This window comes from Saprospiraceae bacterium (genome assembly GCA_016716185.1).
Classification (GTDB): Bacteria; Bacteroidota; Bacteroidia; order Chitinophagales; family Saprospiraceae; genus Vicinibacter.
Map to the genome: position 1 here is coordinate 2,740,827 of JADJWV010000002.1, position 18,404 is coordinate 2,759,230.

Consider the following 18,404-nt stretch of genomic DNA (forward strand, 5'->3'; position numbering starts at 1 on the left):
CCTTCTATTGCATGAATTGGGATAATGCATACTGATTCTGCCTTACGCCTTAAGCCTTAAGCCTTTAATCTGAACCTAAATTCCATTGCATGAATTGGGTTCATCAGTTTCCTAAAATCTTCTTCCAGGATATCTTTTCCCGGATTATACTTTCAAGGGCGGAGATCGGCACGCGCTCTTGCAATAAAGTATCCCGGTCGCGAATGGTCACGGTCTGATCTTGAAGCGTATCGAAATCTATGGTTACGCAATACGGAGTTCCGATGGCATCTTGTCTTCTATAACGCCGCCCGATGGCATCTTTTTCATCGTATTGGCACTGAAATTCAATTTTTAAATCTTCAAAGATCGATTTAGCTTTTTCAACCAATTCGGGTTTATTTTTCAGCAAAGGTAAAATGGCACATTTGACCGGAGCAATGGCCGGATGTAATTTCAATACGACACGTGTAGATGAATCTCCTTCAGCATCGGGGACTTCTTCTTCGGTATAGCCTTGGCTCAACATGGCTAAAAACATGCGATCGCATCCAATGGAAGTTTCAACCACATAAGGTATGTAATTTTCATTTTCTTCCGGATCAAAATATTGTAATTTTTTTCCCGATAATTCCTGATGATTCTTCAAGTCAAAATCCGTACGCGAATGGATACCCTCCAGCTCCTTAAATCCAAAAGGAAATTGGAACTGAATATCGACTGCAGCATTGGCATAGTGGGCAAGGTTGTCGTGGTCGTGAAATTTTAAACAGGAATCGGGCGTGCCTAAAGCAAGATGCCAGGCCATGCGCTTTGCTTTCCAATATTCGTACCACTTCATCTCTTCTCCCGGTTTCACAAAAAACTGCATTTCCATCTGCTCAAACTCCCTCATCCTGAAAATAAATTGCCGAGCGACAATTTCATTCCGGAATGCTTTACCTATTTGTGCAATTCCGAAGGGTATTTTTTGGCGACTGGTTTTGCTGACATTGAGAAAATTGACAAATATTCCCTGCGCAGTTTCCGGGCGCAAATACAATTTACCTTCTTCACCTGCAATGTTTCCCAACTGGGTATTGAACATCAGATTAAACTGCCTGACCTCCGTCCAGTTTCTCGAACCGGTATCGGGATCTGCAATTTCACAATCATCGATGAGTTGTTTCATGGCTGGCATATCGCCTGATCCAAGCGCATCGGTCATGCGTTTTGTAGTGGCGTCCATCCGGTTTTGAATTTCCAATATCCTCGGATTGGTCTTCCTGTATAAATTTTCATCAAAAGCATCTCCAAATCGATTCCTGGCTTTGTCAACTTCCTTTTCCAATTTTGCGGATTGCTTGTCGATGTAATCTTCGATCAGCTGATCTGCTCGATAGCGCTTTTTAGAATCCTTATTATCAACCAATGGGTCGTTGAATGCATCGACATGTCCCGAAGCTTTCCATGTTTTTGGATGCATAAAAATTGCAGCATCAATTCCAACTATATTCTGATGCATCTGCACCATGCTTTTCCACCAATATTCCTTGATGTTGTTTTTCAAAGCAACACCATTCGGTCCGTAATCATATACAGCACTCAGGCCATCGTAAATTTCAGAGGATGGATAAATAAAACCGTATTCTTTACAATGCGCAGTTACTTTTTTAAACAGATCTTCCACGGATAAAAGTTGTTAGATGTTGGTTGTTAGATGTTGGTTGTTAGTTGTTGGTTGTTAGTTGTTGGTTGTTGGTTGTTAGGATTAAAGGCTGAAGGCCTAAGGCTAAAGGTTTGTTTAGTTTAGCTTTAAAAAATCAGACTTCACTTTATAATTTATTAAATTGTAAAATCAATTTTAAAATTCCTTTTATAATTTTATGTCCTTAAAACATCATTCGTTTCTATCTTCTATCTTCTATCTTCTATCTTCTATCTTCTATCTTATATCTTCTATCTTCCAGCTTCTAGCTTCTAGCTTTTCCCTTTTTCCCTCTTTCCCTTCCAACCTTTGGCCTTCAGCCTTCAGCCTTTTCCCCCCTTACACATCAATATTCGCATACACCGCATGGGTTTCAATAAACTCCCTGCGCGGAGGTACATCATCTCCCATCAGTATGCTGAAATAATAACTGGCATTGGATGCATCCTCTACAGTCACACGACTCAAAGTTCTGGTTGCAGGATTCATGGTGGTTTCCCACAATTGTTCGGCGTTCATTTCACCAAGACCTTTGTAGCGCTGGATGTGAACACTGTCTTCCTTTCCTTTGCCAATTTCGGCAACGATTTCAGCTCTTTCCTTTTCATTCCATGCATATTTCGCTTCTTTTCCTTTTTTAACCAAATACAGTGGCGGCCTGGCAATGTATAAATATCCATTGCTGATGAGTTCAGGCATATAGCGGTAGAAGAATGTCAAAATCAAAGTCGTGATGTGGCTGCCGTCAACATCGGCATCGCACATGATCACGATTTTATGATAGCGCAGTTTATCGAGATTTAATCTGCGTTCTCCTTCTTCGTCTTCAAAGATGTGCACACCCAATGCGGTGAAAATATTTTTAATCTCCTCGTTCTCGTAAATTTTATATTCCAATGCTTTTTCGACATTCAGAATTTTTCCTCGCAAGGGAAGGATGGCCTGATAATGTCTGTTACGGCCTTGTTTGGCTGTTCCACCCGCAGAATCTCCTTCGACGAGAAACAACTCCGATTCTTCAGCTGACTTGGATGCACAATCCGCAAGTTTACCAGGAAGTCCCCCTCCCGTCAAAACATTTTTGCGCTGAACCATCTCCCGCGCTTTACGGGCCGCATGCCGGGCTGTTGCAGCCAATATAATTTTGTCGATAATCCTTCTCGATTCTTTGGGATTCTGCTCGAGAAATGCCATGAGTGTGTCACCCACAATGCGGGAAACAATACCCACGACTTCGGAATTTCCCAATTCGCCTTTGGTCTGACCTTTGAACTGGGGTTCGGGAACTTTTACAGATATTATTCCCGTAAGTCCTTCTCTAAAGTCTTCACCACTAATCTCCATCTTCAGTTTGGAGAAAAAACCATTCTGGTCTCCGTATTGCTTAAACACTCTGGCCAATGCCCTTCTGAATCCACTGACATGGGTCCCACCTTCGCGGGTGTAAATATTATTCACATAAGACAACAAATTTTCCTGGAACCCATTGTTGTAAACCAAGGCGATTTCAACGTCCACATTTTCTTCTTTTCCGGTAATGTAGATCACATCCTCGGTGAGCGGTGTCCGTCCCTGATCGATATATTTGACGAATTCTTTCAATCCGCCCTCTGAATAAAATTTTTCTTCCCTTTGCTGACCCTCTCTTTCATCTTTGAGGAAAATGGTAAGACCGGAATTCAAAAATGATAATTCCCTCAGACGCTGTGCCAGCGTATCGAAATGGTAGACCAGCGTTTCAAAAATTTCGGAATCGGGGGTAAAAATAACTGTCGTGCCTCGCGAACCGGATTCTCCGATAACGGCCACATCCGCTTTGGGTTTTCCACGCTCGTATTCCTGCATGAAAACTTTACCTTCTCTTCTGACCTCAGCCCTGACATAAGAAGAGAGTGCATTGACGCAGGAAACCCCTACCCCATGCAATCCTCCGGAAACTTTATAAGAATCTTTGTCAAACTTTCCACCGGCATGTAATACGGTCATGACCACTTCCAGGGCAGACTTTTTCAGCTTTGGATGAATATCCACAGGTATCCCACGTCCGTTATCTTCAACTTTAATGCTGTTATCCTGTAAAATGCTCACCAAAATATGGCTGCAATGGCCTGCAAGATGTTCGTCAATGGAGTTGTCAACTACCTCCCATACCAAATGATGCAATCCTTTGACATCTGTACTGCCGATGTACATCCCCGGTCTTCTTCGCACCGCCTCCAGTCCCTCCAAAGCCTGTATACTCGAGGCGCTGTAATCTCCATTTTGTCCTGACATATGCTCGTTTTAAAAGTGCCCAAAGATACACAATAACCATCAAAAAAATTAGGCTAAAATCCTAATAATGAACATATTTTGAATGCAAAAAAAATGTATGAAATGGAGGTAGGTGGGCTTTTTGAATTATGGTCCCGATAAAATAAAGGGAATTATTTATTTTCTTAGATATTTTGCAATTTTATCGGGATTTAGACTTTTGAGCTGCTGATTAAATGTTCATTTATATTCCGAAGAAGTGTGTCATTTTGTTGGAACAAGCCTTTTCCCCTTCTAAGCTTTCGACCTGTTCGCCTTTGGCCTTTATAGGGTAAGGACTGAAAATAATCGCCAGAAACAAATTGAACCCACAAACTGAGAACTGGAAACTGGAAACTGAGAACTTATTTCAAAAATCCACGCAACTTTTTGTCTAACTCGTACTCATCTCCCGGTGTATATCCGGAATGGGTATATAAAATCTCACCCCTGGCATCAACCACAAAGGTTTGTGGAATGGACTGAAAATTGAGCGCGCGCATCATTTCTTTATTCTGGTCGGAAAGAATGGTGTATTTCCATGACTTCTGAGCAACCATGGGTTTTACTTTATTTAAGGCCTGCGCATCATCAACGGTTATAGCGATCATTTCTATGCCCAGTCCCTGCCACTCTTTATAAAGATCTTTCATTGCATCCAATTCTTTTTTACATGGTGAACACCAGGTCGCCCAAAAACTAATAACTGTTAGTTTGTTCTTGGTGAAATGGTCGTTTAGCAAAATGTTTTTTCCATCGAGGGATTTTAACTGCGCAGTTGGAAATAATTTATCGACAACGACAAAGGAACTTCCAATAAGGAAAAAGACCGGTAAAAAGAATTTCATTAATTTCATAAAGTTAAATTGATAACAAACGTAAATGTCATTAAAAAATCATTTACTTTAGGGCTTTCAAAACAATTTAACGAATGATTAACCACAGATATTTAAGTTTAATTTTTTCTTATATCTTTCTCGCATTCAATGCTTTATATGCTCAGGAAAGCTTGATTCTCGGTGGAGGCTTTCAGGCCAACGCCAACATTTTTTTAAGAGACAGCCAGATCGGCGCTTTTAATATTCCGCAATACGATTATCAGATTTACGGGGGTGAATCCTGGATGGATCTCAATGCTTCCTATGCCGGGTTTACCGGAGGTATTCGCTTCGATGCCTTTCACAATTCGAACCTGTTAAATCCCGTGAGTTCTTATACCGATTATGGAATCGGACGTTGGTATTTGCGAAAAGAAACCGATCAATTTGAAATAGAAGCCGGATACCTTTACGACCAGATCGGCAGTGGGGTCATCTACCGGGCTTATGAAGAACGGGCACAATTGCTCGACAACGCACTGGTAGGCATCAGCGGTAAATACAAAATCGGAAACGACTGGAGCATCAAGGGCTTTGCAGGTAAACAAAAAAACTTGTTTGAATCTTACAACTCAATACTCAAGGGAATATACCTTACCGGGTATTTCAAAGTAAGCGATACCAGTATCTGGAGCATTTCGCCAGGATTCGGATTTGTAAACCGCACTTTTGGAGATGAAGTGGTCAACCAGTTAGCCACCATCCTTGGTGATTACGATGCAGTCGATCAGTTTAACCCTTACTATAACGTAAATGCTTTTACGATTTTCAATACCCTCAACATTGCTGATTTTACCTGGTACGCTGAAGCAGCATTCAAACCAAAAGATATTTATTTCGATCCGAATGCGGTAAGAACACTACCCAAAGGACAAACCGCTTTGGGTAAACTGGTCGACAGAAAAGGTTCGGTACTTTATTCAAGCCTGAGTTATGCAAAAAATCAATTGGGAATTACAGCCGAAGTAAAACGTACGGAAGGTATGATCTTCAGAGCTGAACCTTCTCTGAGTTTAAACAAGGGACTCATTGGTTATATACCACCCATGGCTAAAATAAATACTTACAGACTCAATGCATATTACTATCCGGCCACACAATTTCTGGACGAAATGGGTTATCAGTTGGATATCAAATACGGCATTGGCGATCACTGGAACTTTTCATTCAATACCTCTGAAATCAGGGATAAAGATTTTGATGAAAAATTTTACAAGGAATATTTCCTGGAAGTGATCTATAAAAGTTCGACACAATGGCAACTTACCGCAGGACTCCAGAGGCAGGAATTCAATCAGGCCCTTTACTATGGCAAAACCGGAGAACCTACCGTAAAAACATTTACTCCTTTTGCAGAATTTTTGTACAAATTCAATAGAAAAACTTCGCTGCGTTTTGAAACCCAATACATGGATAATAAGCAGGACATTGGAAGTTGGGTGTACGGACTTGTCGAACTGGGATTCGCCCCCCACTGGCTGATCGAAGTTTCCGATATGTACAACACCAAAGCCTTGAAAGGTAAAGAAAAATTAAACTATCCAGCCGTTGGTTTTGCTTATACTAAAGGCGCAAATCGTTTTTCCGTACGTTATGTTAAACAGATTGAAGGCATTGTGTGCTCCGGCGGTATTTGCAGATTGGAACCGGCTTTTAGCGGCATACGCGCCGGCATTACTTCCACTTTTTAATCAATGAATACAAAAATCTTTATGAGAAATAATAAATCAATTGCGCTGATACTCCTGGTTGTTGTTTTATTCTCTGCATGCAAGGACTGGGAACAAACCGTCGAATTACCCAACAACAATGCTGTGGTGTCCAAGAGAGTCGTGCTTCTGGAAGAGTTTACCGGGGCTTCCTGCGTGAATTGTCCGGCAGGTATTGCAATTTCGAATCTCATCGCCGATGCATATCCCGATAACGTTATTTTAGTTGGTGTACATTCCCGTTTTCTGGCCCAGCCTGCAACCAAAGGACAAGTCGATATGAGATTACCCGATGCCCAGGCCATAGAAGACTTTCTGGGCGATTGGTTGGCAAAACCTGAGGCCGCGATTAATCGCCTCTATTCCACACAAGCAGCGAGTTATCGTTATGGCAATCCAGACAGTTGGAAGGGAATCGTAGAAGCTGAACTTCAGAAAGATCCGGAATTCGAACTCAGTATTAGTCCCTCGTATAATGAAAACAGCCGGGAACTGCGCGTCGTCCTGAATGCAAAAGCTCTGAAAAACATCGACAAACCGATTCACCTGCATTGTGGCATCAATCAATCCGGAATCCTTGCCGACCAACTCGATAATCAGGGACCTAAAATCATCAACTTCGAACACAATCACGTTTTATTGAAAATGTTGTCCGCCATTTCCGGAGACCGAATTGCTGCATCTGCAACCGAAAACACAAGCTACACGAAGACTTATACTTTCACGATGCCAACAGATTCCATTTTGTGGAATGCCGATCATTGTCACGTGTTCGGATATGTTTCACTTGATGAAAATGAAAAATACATTCTGCAGGCAGCAGAAGCACCGTTGAAATAATAATGTTTATTGGAGAATGGAGTCCCGACATGATGTAGCTCATATAAAATTACATCATCTTCATGTCGGGAGGAGGATAGAGTATGGAGTATAGAGAATAGATGAATAGTGATGATGGAGAATAGATGATGGAGAAAAGCATTTAGGAACATTAATTTAACCAAAATCCAGCCCCGTAGGGGTGACATGTCAATAGAGTATGGAGTCATGACATGATGTAGCAGAAATTAAAATACGGCAACTATAAGTCTCGGGAGGAATATTGTGAAAATCTAATTAACAATTATTAGTTGTTGTTCTTACAACTAATAATTGTAACCTGGTGTCTAATGACTTTGGACTTATAACTGAAAACTGGGAACTGGGAACTGTAAACTATTCTGCCATCAGGCTGATCGCACATCCTCCGCCAGGAGCTAATTTGATTTTAAGTTGATCTTTGGATGATACGTTTTGCATTTCGATTTTGTAATCTGTTGGATTGCTTTGCCAGTGGGCTTTCGCACCATCCCCATAAATTTTTGCAAGGTATTTTTTTCCAGGTTCCAGGAAATCAAAACTTAATTTAAACTCCCGCGCATTCTCATCGGTAATCAAACCTACAAACCAATGGTCCTTTCCTCTTTCTTTCCTGGCGATATAAATGAAATCGGCCGGAATGGCATCGATAACCACCGTCGTATCCCAGGTAGTTGGAACATCTTTAATAAACTGAAATGCTTCCGGATGTTTTTCGTAATTCTCTGGTAGGTCTGCAGCCATTTGCAGCGGACTGTACATCGTCACATAAAGTGCAAGTTGTTTGGCAAGTGTTGTTTTAACTTTTTTATTTTTGGATCTCAATGATCCATATTGGTCTAAATCCAATTGAAAGATTCCGGGAGTGTAATCCATAGGTCCACCCAACAACCTGGTAAAAGGGAGAATCGTTTCGTGTTCCGGAGGATTTCCCTGACTCCAGGCATTAAATTCATTCCCTCGACCGGCTTCACAACTTAGCCAGTTGGGGAAGGTGCGATGCAATCCTGTCGGCCTTACCGGTTCATGCGCATTCAACATTAATTTTTGCCCGGCAGCTTTTTGTGCAACATGCACATAATGATTGACCATCCATTGTCCGTCATGCGATTCCCCTCTGGGAACCAGCCTTCCAACATAACCGGTTTTTACAATCGGATAATCGAATCTTTTCATGAGACTGTAAGCATCATCCATTTGTCGCTCGTAATCCGTTACAGCCCCATAAGTTTCATGGTGCATGATGAGTTTTATATTTTTCCCATTTGCATATTTATGAATGCGTTCAATATCAAAATCAGGATAAGGTTTTGTGAAACTAAATTTTCTTTCATTCCATCCCTGATCGCCAAACTCCCATCCGCGATTCCATCCTTCGACCAAAACGTATGGAAACTTATGCTGCGAAGCAAAGTCAATGTATCGCAACACGCGCTCAGTAGATGCCCCGTGATCTGCATGTAATGTGGAATCCAATACTTCGCGATAAGCCCAGTCTTTCGTACCCAGATGCATTTCCCACCAAATGCCTAAATATTTTCCGGGTTGGATCCACGATGCATCTTTGATGACTGAAGGTTCATTCAAATTCAAAATGATCCGGTTGCGCAAGAGATCTGCTGCTTTTCTGCCCACGAGTATAACTCTCCAGGGCGTTCGATCTCCGGCATTCAAATAGGCCTTATGGCCAAACAGGTCGGCAACAGATTCTGCCTTTAAAATGAATTTTGATTTTTGTACGCCGAGCATCATCGCCGGATAATTGACCAATGCCGCTTCGTGAATGGACATGTAGTAGTTGTTGTTTAGACGCATGGTGAATGGTGTTTGCACCATCGTATCGCTCAGTGGATTTTTAAATCCGATACCATCACCCGGACCTTCGGCTAAACTATTTATTTCTTTAAGTGTGGTTAATGAATATAAATATTCGTTTGTATCCGGATCGCCGGGAATCCAAAAAGCGCTGTGGTTTGAGCTCATTGGAAAGGTGGTTAGTTCATCTTCCACAATGAAATGACTCAAACCTTGCTGCACAGGGAAGATATACCTGAAACCAACCCCATCGTTGTACAACTTGCATTCAACTATCCATTTCCGTCCGGATTTGGTGTGTTCGAGATGAACCAGCATTCTTTTACAATGGTCTCTGATGATCCGCTCCTCACCCCATACAGTTTCCCAAATGGAATCAATAGTGGAAGTATCAATTTGTTTTAATTCAAATCCCTGATCAAAAGAAAGCTGGTCCTTAAGCTTCAGGCCCATTCTACCTTCTTTGACCAGCGTTTGTTTGTCTGCATACAGCGAGTATCTGACAGATCCCTCCGGGGTTACCTGTATATTAAATTGCAGTGAAAGGTCAGGAGAAAACAAATTGAAAAAACGCGCTGCGTTTGTAAAATTTGAAAAGGATAAAAACAAAAATGCTAAACAAAATGGCTTCAAATTCATAAGGACTTGTGGATCGTGAAAGTTGCAAAATTAGTTGAATTCAGACGAAACAGGCTACCCGGCCCTTTAAAGTATCAACATGAGTTGCCTGGCTTTTTATCAAGAATCATTGCTAAAACGATTAAACAAATACTTTTAGATTGCGTTCAATTAGTTGGAAAATAAGATATTCGGGATTGATCCCTAAAATTCTGGAAGATTTTCTTTCAATTCCCGGAAAACAAGAACCTATGGATCTTAAATCAATTTGGATCGGTGAAACATTAAGAGTGATCTCGCGGAATGCCGTCGTTCGGTTTGAAGGAATCTCAAAAGGGGGTGAGGCTTTGGTAAAAGATCACACGGGAATCTGGAAGGCCCTTGCAGAAGATCTGGAATTGTGGGTTGAGCCTGAACCTGAACCAATTCCGGATCCTGACGAACCGCTGATCAAACCCGGATTCTCAAAATTAAAAAGTGCAGCCAGAATATTTGACGGAGTAATTGATTTGCATTTTGAAAAACTTGCTCCGGAAAGAATTTCCAATCCTCCTCCCCACATTCTGGAATTTCAATTATTAAAATGCAAGGAGTTTATTGAGGAAGGAATACAAAAAAAAGTTTCCTACCTAAGAATCATACACGGAAAAGGTGAAGGAAAATTGAAAGCTGCTGTCGAACATTTGTTGACGTTTTATCCGCAAACACACTCTTTCTATTCAACACCTGATCTGGGTGCTTTGGAAGTCAGATTACAACATCAATTTTAAAAAAGAAGGAATGCGTTATAAGATCAGGATATTAGTTCATGCTCTATGGATGAGTGCAGTTTTTCTGCAATGTAAAAAACCGGGATCAGAAGAAAGCAGCCCAACAATCGGCATTATAAAAATCGGATGCGACCATCAAATCAAAGATCTGATGATCCAACAAGAACAGATTTTTGAACAGCGTTACAAGTATGCAGATGTGCAATTAGAGTTTTTCAATGAAAGGGAGTTGGTGAATCTCTGGATAGCCGACAGTTTCAGAAACGTCGTGATGGGAAGGGCTCTGGATAGTTTTGAAATGGATTTTTTTATCAAAAATAAACAAGTACGGCCGAGGCATTTCCCTTTTGCAGTGGGTGCGATTACTTTATTGACTTATAAATCAAACTCTGACTCTACCATTTTATTTGAAGAGTTTATCGACTGGATTAAAGGAATAAAATCAGGAAGGCATGGTTACCAAACCTTGGTGGTTGAAGATGCCAATTCCGGTCTTTCACATTACCTTCTCGATCTGATCCGGGAAGAACAATTCAAGGGTTCTGTCTATGCTTTGAAGGATAAATCCAGCATCCTGGAATATCTCAAAAACAATCCCAGTGCATTGGCTATCGTAGATTGGGCTGAGTTCAGCGATTCAGACGATAGCCAGCGCCGGTCTTTGTTAAAAGATTTCAGACGAATTGCAATCAGTCGCCCCAAAGACTCTGTTCAATTTGGATTCCTGTTTCCCGATCAATACAATCTGCAGGATAAACGTTATCCATTGCAGAGGACCTGGCAATTCATAAGCAGCTCGGGCAAATCAGATCTGGCCTTGGGATTTGCTTCGTTTGTGACAGGTGAAATCGGACAAAAAATTATACTGAAAGCAGGATTGTTGCCAATTTATCAGACAGAACGGTGGATTGAGTTCCAGGCAGGCGATATAAAGGTTGTAAATTAGATCTTTATAAATTATAATAATTTATAATGTAAATTATCATAAAGAAATCCTCTTCAAAATGAAAACAGAAATTTAACTAAACCAAATTGATCTTTTGTCTCCGCAAAATGTCAAATTATAAGAATTATCGATTTGATCATACTTAATAAAAGCCAGAACCATGAAAAACCTTAATTTTGGCCTCCTTTTTAAAGACAAGATGAAAACTATGAAATCATTGTTTAGTGGAATTTTTATAATCACATTTTCACTTTTTAATTTGACCGCTCAATCCATCCAGGATGGACTGCGGCATTTAGAAAATGAAAATTACAAATCTGCGATGGATGTTTTTGACAAACTCATCGCGATGCAGCCAAAAGCCTACATCAATCATTACTACAAAGCCGAAGTTTACGTGGCCATGGGAAATTCGCAGGCAGCAAAAACTTCTTACTTGAAAGGATTGGAAATCAGTTCGAAATGCGATGAATGTCTGATAGGCCTGGGCCGGCTGGACTTAAACGAAAATAAAACAGCAGAAGCCACCAAGCATTTGGAGTCAGCACTCAAAGGAAATTCCAAGAATGCAAACATCCAGGCTCTGGTAGGCAAGGCTTATTTATATGCAGACAAACCACAACCGGAAACTGCACTTATCTATTTGGAAAAAGCACGCGATCTGGACCCAAAACAATCCAAATATTGGATTTATCTCGGAGATGCATATCAAATGAAAGAAGATTTGGGACAGGCAATGACCTCCTATGAAACCGCTGTTGAAAAGGATAAAAATGACCCTGAAACCTATGTTAAAATGGCAAGGATCTGGGCGGCTGGAAAGAATTTGGATCTGGCGGTTCAAAATCTTCAAAATGCGATTAAAATAGATTCAGGTTATGCCCTGGCCTATAAGGAGTTGTACGAAATGTTGATCCGATCCAGAAAATTTGATCAGGTCATTCCCATACTCGATAAATATGTCGAGTTAAGCGGGTCTGATGTTGATGCAAAGGTCCGATTGGTGAAGTTTCTTTGCTTCCAGGCAAAAGACTACAACAGGGCTATCGTCGAGGCCAACAAAATCCTGGAAAATAGTCCGGAGCAATACACGCTTTACCGTTGGTTAGCCTGGTCCTATTACGAAAATGGAGAATACAATTACTCCCTGGCGTCCAGCTACAAATTATTTCGGGCTGTAGAGCAGGGTGATCCTTCAGAACAAAAATTATATCCTAATGACTACGAATATGCCGGTAAAGCCGCTTTGAAATTAAAATTAGCGGATACCTCCGACCTCTTTTTCAATAGGGTAATCAATTTACAACCCGAACGAAAAGCCGAAATCGCTGGTATGCTGGGCAAAGCTTATTACGATATCAAAAGATACGACAAGGCTGAAAGCTGGTATCTGACAAAAGATTCCATTAATCCACTGACCTCAGAATTACTTTACCTGGGAATGTCTCAAAAATTTCAGAAAAAATTTGTCGAAGCAGACACCACTTTCGGAAAACTTCTGGTTAGAACCCCAGGATACGAATACGGATGGCTTCAAAGAGCGGATATCCAACATAAATTGGATACATCTGAACCTAAATCGTACAAGGCAAAACCGTTTTACGATAAATTTATAGAACTTGCTTCAATGGCACCTGATAAGAACAAAACAGGATTAATTGAAGCCTATATCTACATGCTCGTTTACAATGCTCAGATAGGAGCTTATGATTCAGCCAAATCCTACTGTGAAATGGTTTTAAATATTGATCCGGAAGAAAGCAGGGCTGTGGAATATTCTAAAATCTTAAACGGCGAAAACGACCAAAAACCTAAGAACAAATAAAGGACTTTTTAACTTAAGAGCTTGGTCAATTCTTCCTGATACCGATAGAGATCCTTGGGTTTCTTCAAGATCATTTCTTTCATATGAAATACCTGCTCTGTGGAATTCCAGTTGGTTGCTTCGTAAAGCATCGATACATCTGCCAATACCCTTCGGAATTCAGATTCGGTAGGTTTTCTAAATCCTGTTTTCTGCAGAAAAGCCTGAATGCAGGATCTTTCAGCCCTGAACCGGTTGCCATCATAATGCTTGTTAATATGAGCCGTAATCTTATCCCTGATTTGCCAAAGAGCTACCGGTGTACCTTTCCCTAAATTCATGACCAAATTAGATCCGGTCAACTTTTGTAAAACAGCTTTTGTCGATTTATATGATTTTGATTTTTGCATTTTGGAAAATTCCGATGCAGCCAATTTAGCCTGATTTGCATTTTCAGGTTTGAAGCCATTTCGGTAATAAAACCAGAATGCTCCAGAATCGATGCCTTCGCTGTTGTTTAATCCAAACTGATAGGGCTCCACCTCAAAATATTCAACGGAAAATAACTGATGGTACACTCTCAACAATTGCCAAAGAAAATAGGAAGATTCACCACCTCTCATCCATTCAAAAACATTGATCCCGAAAAGTGCTCTTCTTCCAAAAACCCAGGCCCCTCCATACGCTGCAGGATAGCCATTTTTAAATAAAGTATAACCAACATAGGATTCCAATGGCAATTGCCGCTCTGCAACCATGGTGTATAGAGCAATAGAAACGCCCCTGTCCAAAACATAGTACCTGATTGACTCCGGATCCATATAAGTTACTGGATCCGTTTCCCTCTGCAAATAAATCAATTTCAACTTGCAGACTTTAGGGATCAGCGCTTTCATTTCAAGAGACAAAAACTCAGGTGCCGGTAAGGTTTCTGCGATCACTGATTTCCCGTTAATCTCATGGTTCAATCCATCGTGAAAGTAGATGTTATCCACCGGCAACTTATTAAGCGGTAAAGCATGTGATTCATCTGTAAGATTAATTCTGAATTTTAATTCAAGGGCATCGAATAAATAGTCTTTAATCGTAGACATATTTTCCAAGCGCTGGAATTCGTAGATGAGAAACTCCAGGATCTGCTTGGGCTTTAATCCAAGATGATCAAATAACTCTTCGTTGGTTTCTGAAATATCAGCCAGGTCTCTTTCTATATCGGGTAGGGTGAGTCGGAGGAGTTTAACCAGATCATTTCCCCTTTTTTTATAAGATTCCAATTCTATCTGGAAATCTTCGTTGAGCAACCATTTAATCAGTTTGTGAGAAAAATTTGAAATGATCCTGGTTTGAGGCAATCCTGTATTATCCAGTTTAGAAGCTGCTTTGCCCAATTTTTTACAAGCTTGAAAAATTCGCTGAATCTCCAATTCACAAATAGACCGGTGCTTATCTGAAGCAGGATAGGCCTGCATAAAAATCAGGACATATAAATACTCCTGCAATAATGAAGGCACCAAAGGATCTTTCTGAAGTTCCAGCAATATGGCAAGGCTGGTTGCCTTGCTCCTGGCATCGAAACGATTTCGCAAATCACCCAATGCACTCAATCTGGATTTAAAATTGCCTTTCATATTTAAATCAGGGGCTGGTTTGATCCTGAATGCCATTTGCGTTTCAACTCGCAAATGGAACAAACAAAAATATTAAAAAAACAAAAGTGAACAAGATAAATTCAGTATTTCCCTTAAAATTAAGATAAATATTTATTTATAAAGGAATTACACATTATAAATATTAAAATTTAATTAAGAATTAACACAAAAAAACCCGGTATTGGAGTACCGGGTTTTTTAACTTTTTCTAAAAATTGCCTTTATTTCTTTACTGCTTCGGAAAGACCCTTTCCAGCTTTAAAGCGAACAACACGGCGCTTTGGAATTTTTATAGCTTTTCCAGTGGCTGGGTTTCTTCCTGTTCTGGCTTTGCGCTCAGCGGTAGAGAAGGTTCCAAATCCCACTAAAATTACACTTTCGCCTTTTTTAAGGCTTTTTTCAACAGCAGTAAGAACTGCATCCAAAGCAGTACCAGCCTGAACTTTAGTTACTTCGGCTTCTTTGGCAATTACATTGATCAAATCAGATTTATTCATGTTCTTAATTTTAATGATTAAATTTACGACACAAATATATATTACAATTTTTACTTATGCAAGACATATATAAATATTTTTTATATTTGAATTGCCCTAAAAATAAGGGGTTGAATGTTGGCACTGATGCAATTGCCTGTAAAATAAGCACATCCGGCAGGTTTCTCCTTTAAAAGCCTTATAGAATGGACATCCTCAAGCTTCATAAAAAGTTAATTTTATTTTTAACGGCCTTGTGTCTCCTCTCCTTTTCATGCAACCGGGGAACGGGGTGTCCGGCAGAAGACGCCAACACCAAAACCAATAAAAAAGGAATGCCTACCAGCAAAGCGAAATCGGGATTGTTCGACAAGAAAACAACCAAAAAAATCAACAAGTCCTCTTCGTAGTTATTCCTTCCTATCAGTTGTTAGAAGTTGAAGTCCCTTCGAGCATCACGTAGTTATCTTTTCTTCCCGACAACCACTCACCAAACCTGTTTAAAGTATAAACCACCCAGAACACAAGTAGTCCGGGAAAACTAACAGCCCACCAAGCCGACGGATTGCTGCTTGAAATATGCATGATATTTCCCAGACTGATGGCTTCAAGTGGAAGTCCCAATCCTAAAAACGACAAGGTGGATTCCAAAAGAATGATGTTGGCAAGTCCGAAAACAAAGACAGGAATCAGGTCGAGGCCTACTTTGGGAAGGATGTGCCTAAAATAAATACGCATCGGTTTGGCTCCGGATACTTCCAGCGCATCCAGAAAAGGTTCCGAGATGATTTTATAAGTAATCGCCCTGCTGTATTTTACCACAATCGGGGTATATAAAAATGCAAGGACCACACTCAGCACCCCCATATTGGGGTGTAAAAAAATTTGAATCAAAATCAGCAAAAACAGGAGTGCCGGAATTGATTTCATGATCTCCACATAGGCAAGACAAATGCGATCCGCGGAAAACAAGAGCTTTGGTTTTTGGCTCATAAATAACAGTGAAGCCACTGTGGTCATTAACCATAAAAAGAACAGAAATATGAACAGTGTGTTTATTGACCGCCATTCGACTGCCAAAAAAATGAGAAAAATAAACTCCATCAAAGACAGGATAATCAGGACTATTGAAATCCGGGAAATAGACGGTATCCGTTGCGCTTGAAAAACGACAATGGAACCCAAAATCATTCCCGTAAAACCGGCAAGTAACATGGTACAAACCGATAGCCAGAGACTTCTTTTTAATCCGGAAATGCAAGCAGCAAAAAGATCTCTTCCCAAATCATAGGTTCCCCATACATAAAATGAATGATCGCTTCCTCTGGAACCGGGACGCAGCCATGCATCCTGTGCTTGAAGTCTGGTTGCGTCCCTGTAAAACAAAGGCCAGATTACAAATTCATATGAAAGCAATTTAAAATCGGATTGTGCCAGGGTATTCAAATCAGCTTTCAATGTCGAACCCGAATGTGAGTCCGTTTGAAAAGCAGGAAAATACCATTGGTTTTTATATTGACAAACTATGGGTTTTTGGCCAATCAGAAAAATACCAAAGATGACGATGAACGCGATTCCATGCAAAGATAAAAACAGGGGTTTCTGCTCCTTCCAAAACTTCCGGTAGTTCATTGGGTATTTATTTTTATCCTGGGATCCAAATACCGAATGATGATATCGGAGACCATAAATCCCAAAACAGTGAGCACTGCAGTGAAGAAAAATAAAAACTGTACCACCGGCCAGTCCCGTGTATAAATTGAAATATACATAAGCCTGCCGAGGCCAGGAATGCTGAATATTTGCTCGATCACGACTGATCCAGAGAAAATTGCAGGCAAGATGCCAGCCATCCAGACTGTAAAGGGAATTGAGGCCTGTGGTAATGCGTCCACAAATAAGGCTCTCCTGGATGAAACACCGGAACTTAGTACACGTGTCCAGTGCAAGCTGTCCATATTTTCTTTTAACCCGGCTTTCAGAATGCGTATCAGGTATGCCAGCGATGGCAATACCAAACAGATTATAGGCAACACAAAATATTGTGGGTAGCGGATCCAACAATAAAAAGGATTGTGGTTGTTGATGGCTTGCATTCCACTTGGAAACCACTTTAAGTAAGCGGTATTTGCAAAAAAGAACAAGAGCAAGGTGGCCATCCAAAATCCGGGCACCGATGTAAAAACCAGCAATAGATTATCCGCCAATCGAACCCAAAGCCGATCACCCCGAAGACTGGATTCAATGGATAAAAACACGCCGAGTAATAACAAGATCAAAATGGCTGGCAATTGAACCGCAAGCGACCAGGGAAATGCCTGTGCGAATTTTTCTCCAACCGGTACGCCATCAATAGACGAATTCCCGAAATCCAGTTTCAAATAAGCGGATAAAGTTTGGTGAAACAAATTTTGATTTCCGTTCCAATGCAAATCCAGGGATTTATCCCGACCCAATTTTGAAAGGACCCCAAAATAAAAAAGCGGGATTGAAGTCTCTGCTTTAGAGAATTCTTTGACATTGTTTTCGATAGGTTCCAGGTCCGATAAATCGCGATATGAACCCGGTATCTGACTGATCATCCAAAGTCCGGATGCCAGAATACCCAGAATGACCAGCAATCCCGAAAATATTCTCTTAATGATAAAATTTCTCATAACAGCATACCCCGCTCAAATCCAAACGATGGATTAAAAGTGCAAAACTCTTAAAATTAATTCTTTCGCTATAAATCAAGTCAACTTTATCCTAATCGGCCCATAAGACTGCGGCCTGTTATACCAAATTCTTTCGAAGTAGATTAAAGAATCATTTCCCGGTGGCCTTTGTCTGTTTTCTCATCTCAAGAGACCACAAAAGCCCGACAAACTATACTTCTCCAGGGAACCTTACGTTCATAAATTTGTATTCTAAATGTACAATT

14 protein-coding genes are annotated in these 18,404 nt (G+C 40.6%); 6 read left to right on the forward strand and 8 right to left on the reverse strand.

From position 1 onward, the window contains the following. Nucleotides 1-103 precede the first annotated feature (103 nt). The 3 genes from IPM34_12455 to IPM34_12465 form a co-directional block, all read right to left on the reverse strand. Nucleotides 104-1,648, reverse strand: a complete 1,545-nt coding sequence (locus IPM34_12455; GenBank protein ID MBK8956348.1) for a glycine--tRNA ligase — start codon at nt 1,646-1,648, stop codon at nt 104-106. Nucleotides 1,649-2,005: 357 nt separating this feature from the next. Beyond that, nucleotides 2,006-3,940: a DNA topoisomerase (ATP-hydrolyzing) subunit B gene (gyrB, locus tag IPM34_12460; protein MBK8956349.1), complete on the reverse strand. Its 1,935-nt coding sequence runs from the start codon at nt 3,938-3,940 to the stop codon at nt 2,006-2,008. 383 nt (nt 3,941-4,323) lie between these two features. After that, nucleotides 4,324-4,815: a TlpA family protein disulfide reductase gene (locus IPM34_12465; protein MBK8956350.1), complete on the reverse strand. Its 492-nt coding sequence runs from the start codon at nt 4,813-4,815 to the stop codon at nt 4,324-4,326. A 74-nt stretch (nt 4,816-4,889) separates the two neighbouring features. On the opposite strand from IPM34_12465, the gene IPM34_12470 reads away from it, so the two are divergent. Continuing rightward, nucleotides 4,890-6,527 (forward strand): hypothetical protein, encoded by a 1,638-nt coding sequence (locus IPM34_12470; GenBank protein ID MBK8956351.1) that lies wholly within the window; start codon nt 4,890-4,892, stop codon nt 6,525-6,527. A 21-nt stretch (nt 6,528-6,548) separates the two neighbouring features. After that, a complete protein-coding gene (locus tag IPM34_12475) occupies nt 6,549-7,385 on the forward strand; it encodes an Omp28-related outer membrane protein (GenBank protein MBK8956352.1) in 837 nt (278 codons plus the stop codon). 375 nt (nt 7,386-7,760) lie between these two features. On the opposite strand, the gene IPM34_12480 is transcribed toward IPM34_12475, so the two are convergent. After that, nucleotides 7,761-9,857, reverse strand: coding sequence for a glycoside hydrolase family 97 protein (locus IPM34_12480; protein ID MBK8956353.1), 2,097 nt, complete (start codon nt 9,855-9,857; stop codon nt 7,761-7,763). 140 nt (nt 9,858-9,997) lie between these two features. On the opposite strand from IPM34_12480, the gene IPM34_12485 reads away from it, so the two are divergent. The 3 genes from IPM34_12485 to IPM34_12495 all read left to right on the forward strand — a co-directional run bounded on the left by IPM34_12485 (nt 9,998) and on the right by IPM34_12495 (nt 13,377). Then, nucleotides 9,998-10,606, forward strand: coding sequence for a Smr/MutS family protein (locus tag IPM34_12485; GenBank protein MBK8956354.1), 609 nt, complete (start codon nt 9,998-10,000; stop codon nt 10,604-10,606). Nucleotides 10,607-10,616: 10 nt separating this feature from the next. Continuing rightward, a complete protein-coding gene (locus IPM34_12490; protein ID MBK8956355.1) occupies nt 10,617-11,552 on the forward strand; it encodes a substrate-binding domain-containing protein in 936 nt (311 codons plus the stop codon). Nucleotides 11,553-11,760: 208 nt separating this feature from the next. Further along, complete coding sequence (locus IPM34_12495) at nt 11,761-13,377, forward strand: hypothetical protein (GenBank protein MBK8956356.1); 1,617 nt, start codon at nt 11,761-11,763, stop codon at nt 13,375-13,377. A gap of 8 nt (nt 13,378-13,385) precedes the next feature. Here the strand turns inward: IPM34_12495 and IPM34_12500 are convergent, their stop codons facing one another. Next, a complete protein-coding gene (locus IPM34_12500) occupies nt 13,386-14,984 on the reverse strand; it encodes a hypothetical protein (protein ID MBK8956357.1) in 1,599 nt (532 codons plus the stop codon). A gap of 242 nt (nt 14,985-15,226) precedes the next feature. Further along, the gene (locus IPM34_12505) at nt 15,227-15,502 is read right to left on the reverse strand and encodes an HU family DNA-binding protein (protein ID MBK8956358.1); all 276 of its coding nucleotides are present in this window, start codon (nt 15,500-15,502) and stop codon (nt 15,227-15,229) included. 185 nt (nt 15,503-15,687) lie between these two features. Here IPM34_12505 and IPM34_12510 point away from each other — a divergent pair, with 185 nt between their 5' ends. Further along, nucleotides 15,688-15,891, forward strand: coding sequence for a hypothetical protein (locus IPM34_12510; protein MBK8956359.1), 204 nt, complete (start codon nt 15,688-15,690; stop codon nt 15,889-15,891). A 13-nt stretch (nt 15,892-15,904) separates the two neighbouring features. Here the strand turns inward: IPM34_12510 and IPM34_12515 are convergent, their stop codons facing one another. Both IPM34_12515 and IPM34_12520 read right to left on the reverse strand, forming a co-directional pair. After that, complete coding sequence (locus IPM34_12515) at nt 15,905-17,113, reverse strand: ABC transporter permease subunit (GenBank protein MBK8956360.1); 1,209 nt, start codon at nt 17,111-17,113, stop codon at nt 15,905-15,907. Continuing rightward, complete coding sequence (locus tag IPM34_12520) at nt 17,110-18,138, reverse strand: ABC transporter permease (GenBank protein ID MBK8956361.1); 1,029 nt, start codon at nt 18,136-18,138, stop codon at nt 17,110-17,112. Before IPM34_12520 ends, IPM34_12515 begins: the two co-directional genes overlap by 4 nt. Nucleotides 18,139-18,404 lie beyond the last annotated feature (266 nt).

Bases quoted from the DNA above. Each gene is read 5' to 3' on its own strand.
- gyrB (MBK8956349.1), bottom strand. From the start codon at position 3,940: ATGTCAGGACAAAATGGAGATTACAGCGCCTCGAGTATACAGGCTTTG.
- IPM34_12510 (MBK8956359.1), top strand. From the start codon at position 15,688: ATGGACATCCTCAAGCTTCATAAAAAGTTAATTTTATTTTTAACGGCC.
- IPM34_12475 (MBK8956352.1), top strand. From the start codon at position 6,549: ATGAGAAATAATAAATCAATTGCGCTGATACTCCTGGTTGTTGTTTTA.
- IPM34_12515 (MBK8956360.1), bottom strand. From the start codon at position 17,113: ATGAACTACCGGAAGTTTTGGAAGGAGCAGAAACCCCTGTTTTTATCT.
- IPM34_12500 (MBK8956357.1), bottom strand. From the start codon at position 14,984: ATGAAAGGCAATTTTAAATCCAGATTGAGTGCATTGGGTGATTTGCGA.
- IPM34_12480 (MBK8956353.1), bottom strand. From the start codon at position 9,857: ATGAATTTGAAGCCATTTTGTTTAGCATTTTTGTTTTTATCCTTTTCA.
- IPM34_12490 (MBK8956355.1), top strand. From the start codon at position 10,617: ATGCGTTATAAGATCAGGATATTAGTTCATGCTCTATGGATGAGTGCA.
- IPM34_12465 (MBK8956350.1), bottom strand. From the start codon at position 4,815: ATGAAATTAATGAAATTCTTTTTACCGGTCTTTTTCCTTATTGGAAGT.
- IPM34_12470 (MBK8956351.1), top strand. From the start codon at position 4,890: ATGATTAACCACAGATATTTAAGTTTAATTTTTTCTTATATCTTTCTC.
- IPM34_12505 (MBK8956358.1), bottom strand. From the start codon at position 15,502: ATGAATAAATCTGATTTGATCAATGTAATTGCCAAAGAAGCCGAAGTA.
- IPM34_12520 (MBK8956361.1), bottom strand. From the start codon at position 18,138: ATGAGAAATTTTATCATTAAGAGAATATTTTCGGGATTGCTGGTCATT.
- IPM34_12495 (MBK8956356.1), top strand. From the start codon at position 11,761: ATGAAATCATTGTTTAGTGGAATTTTTATAATCACATTTTCACTTTTT.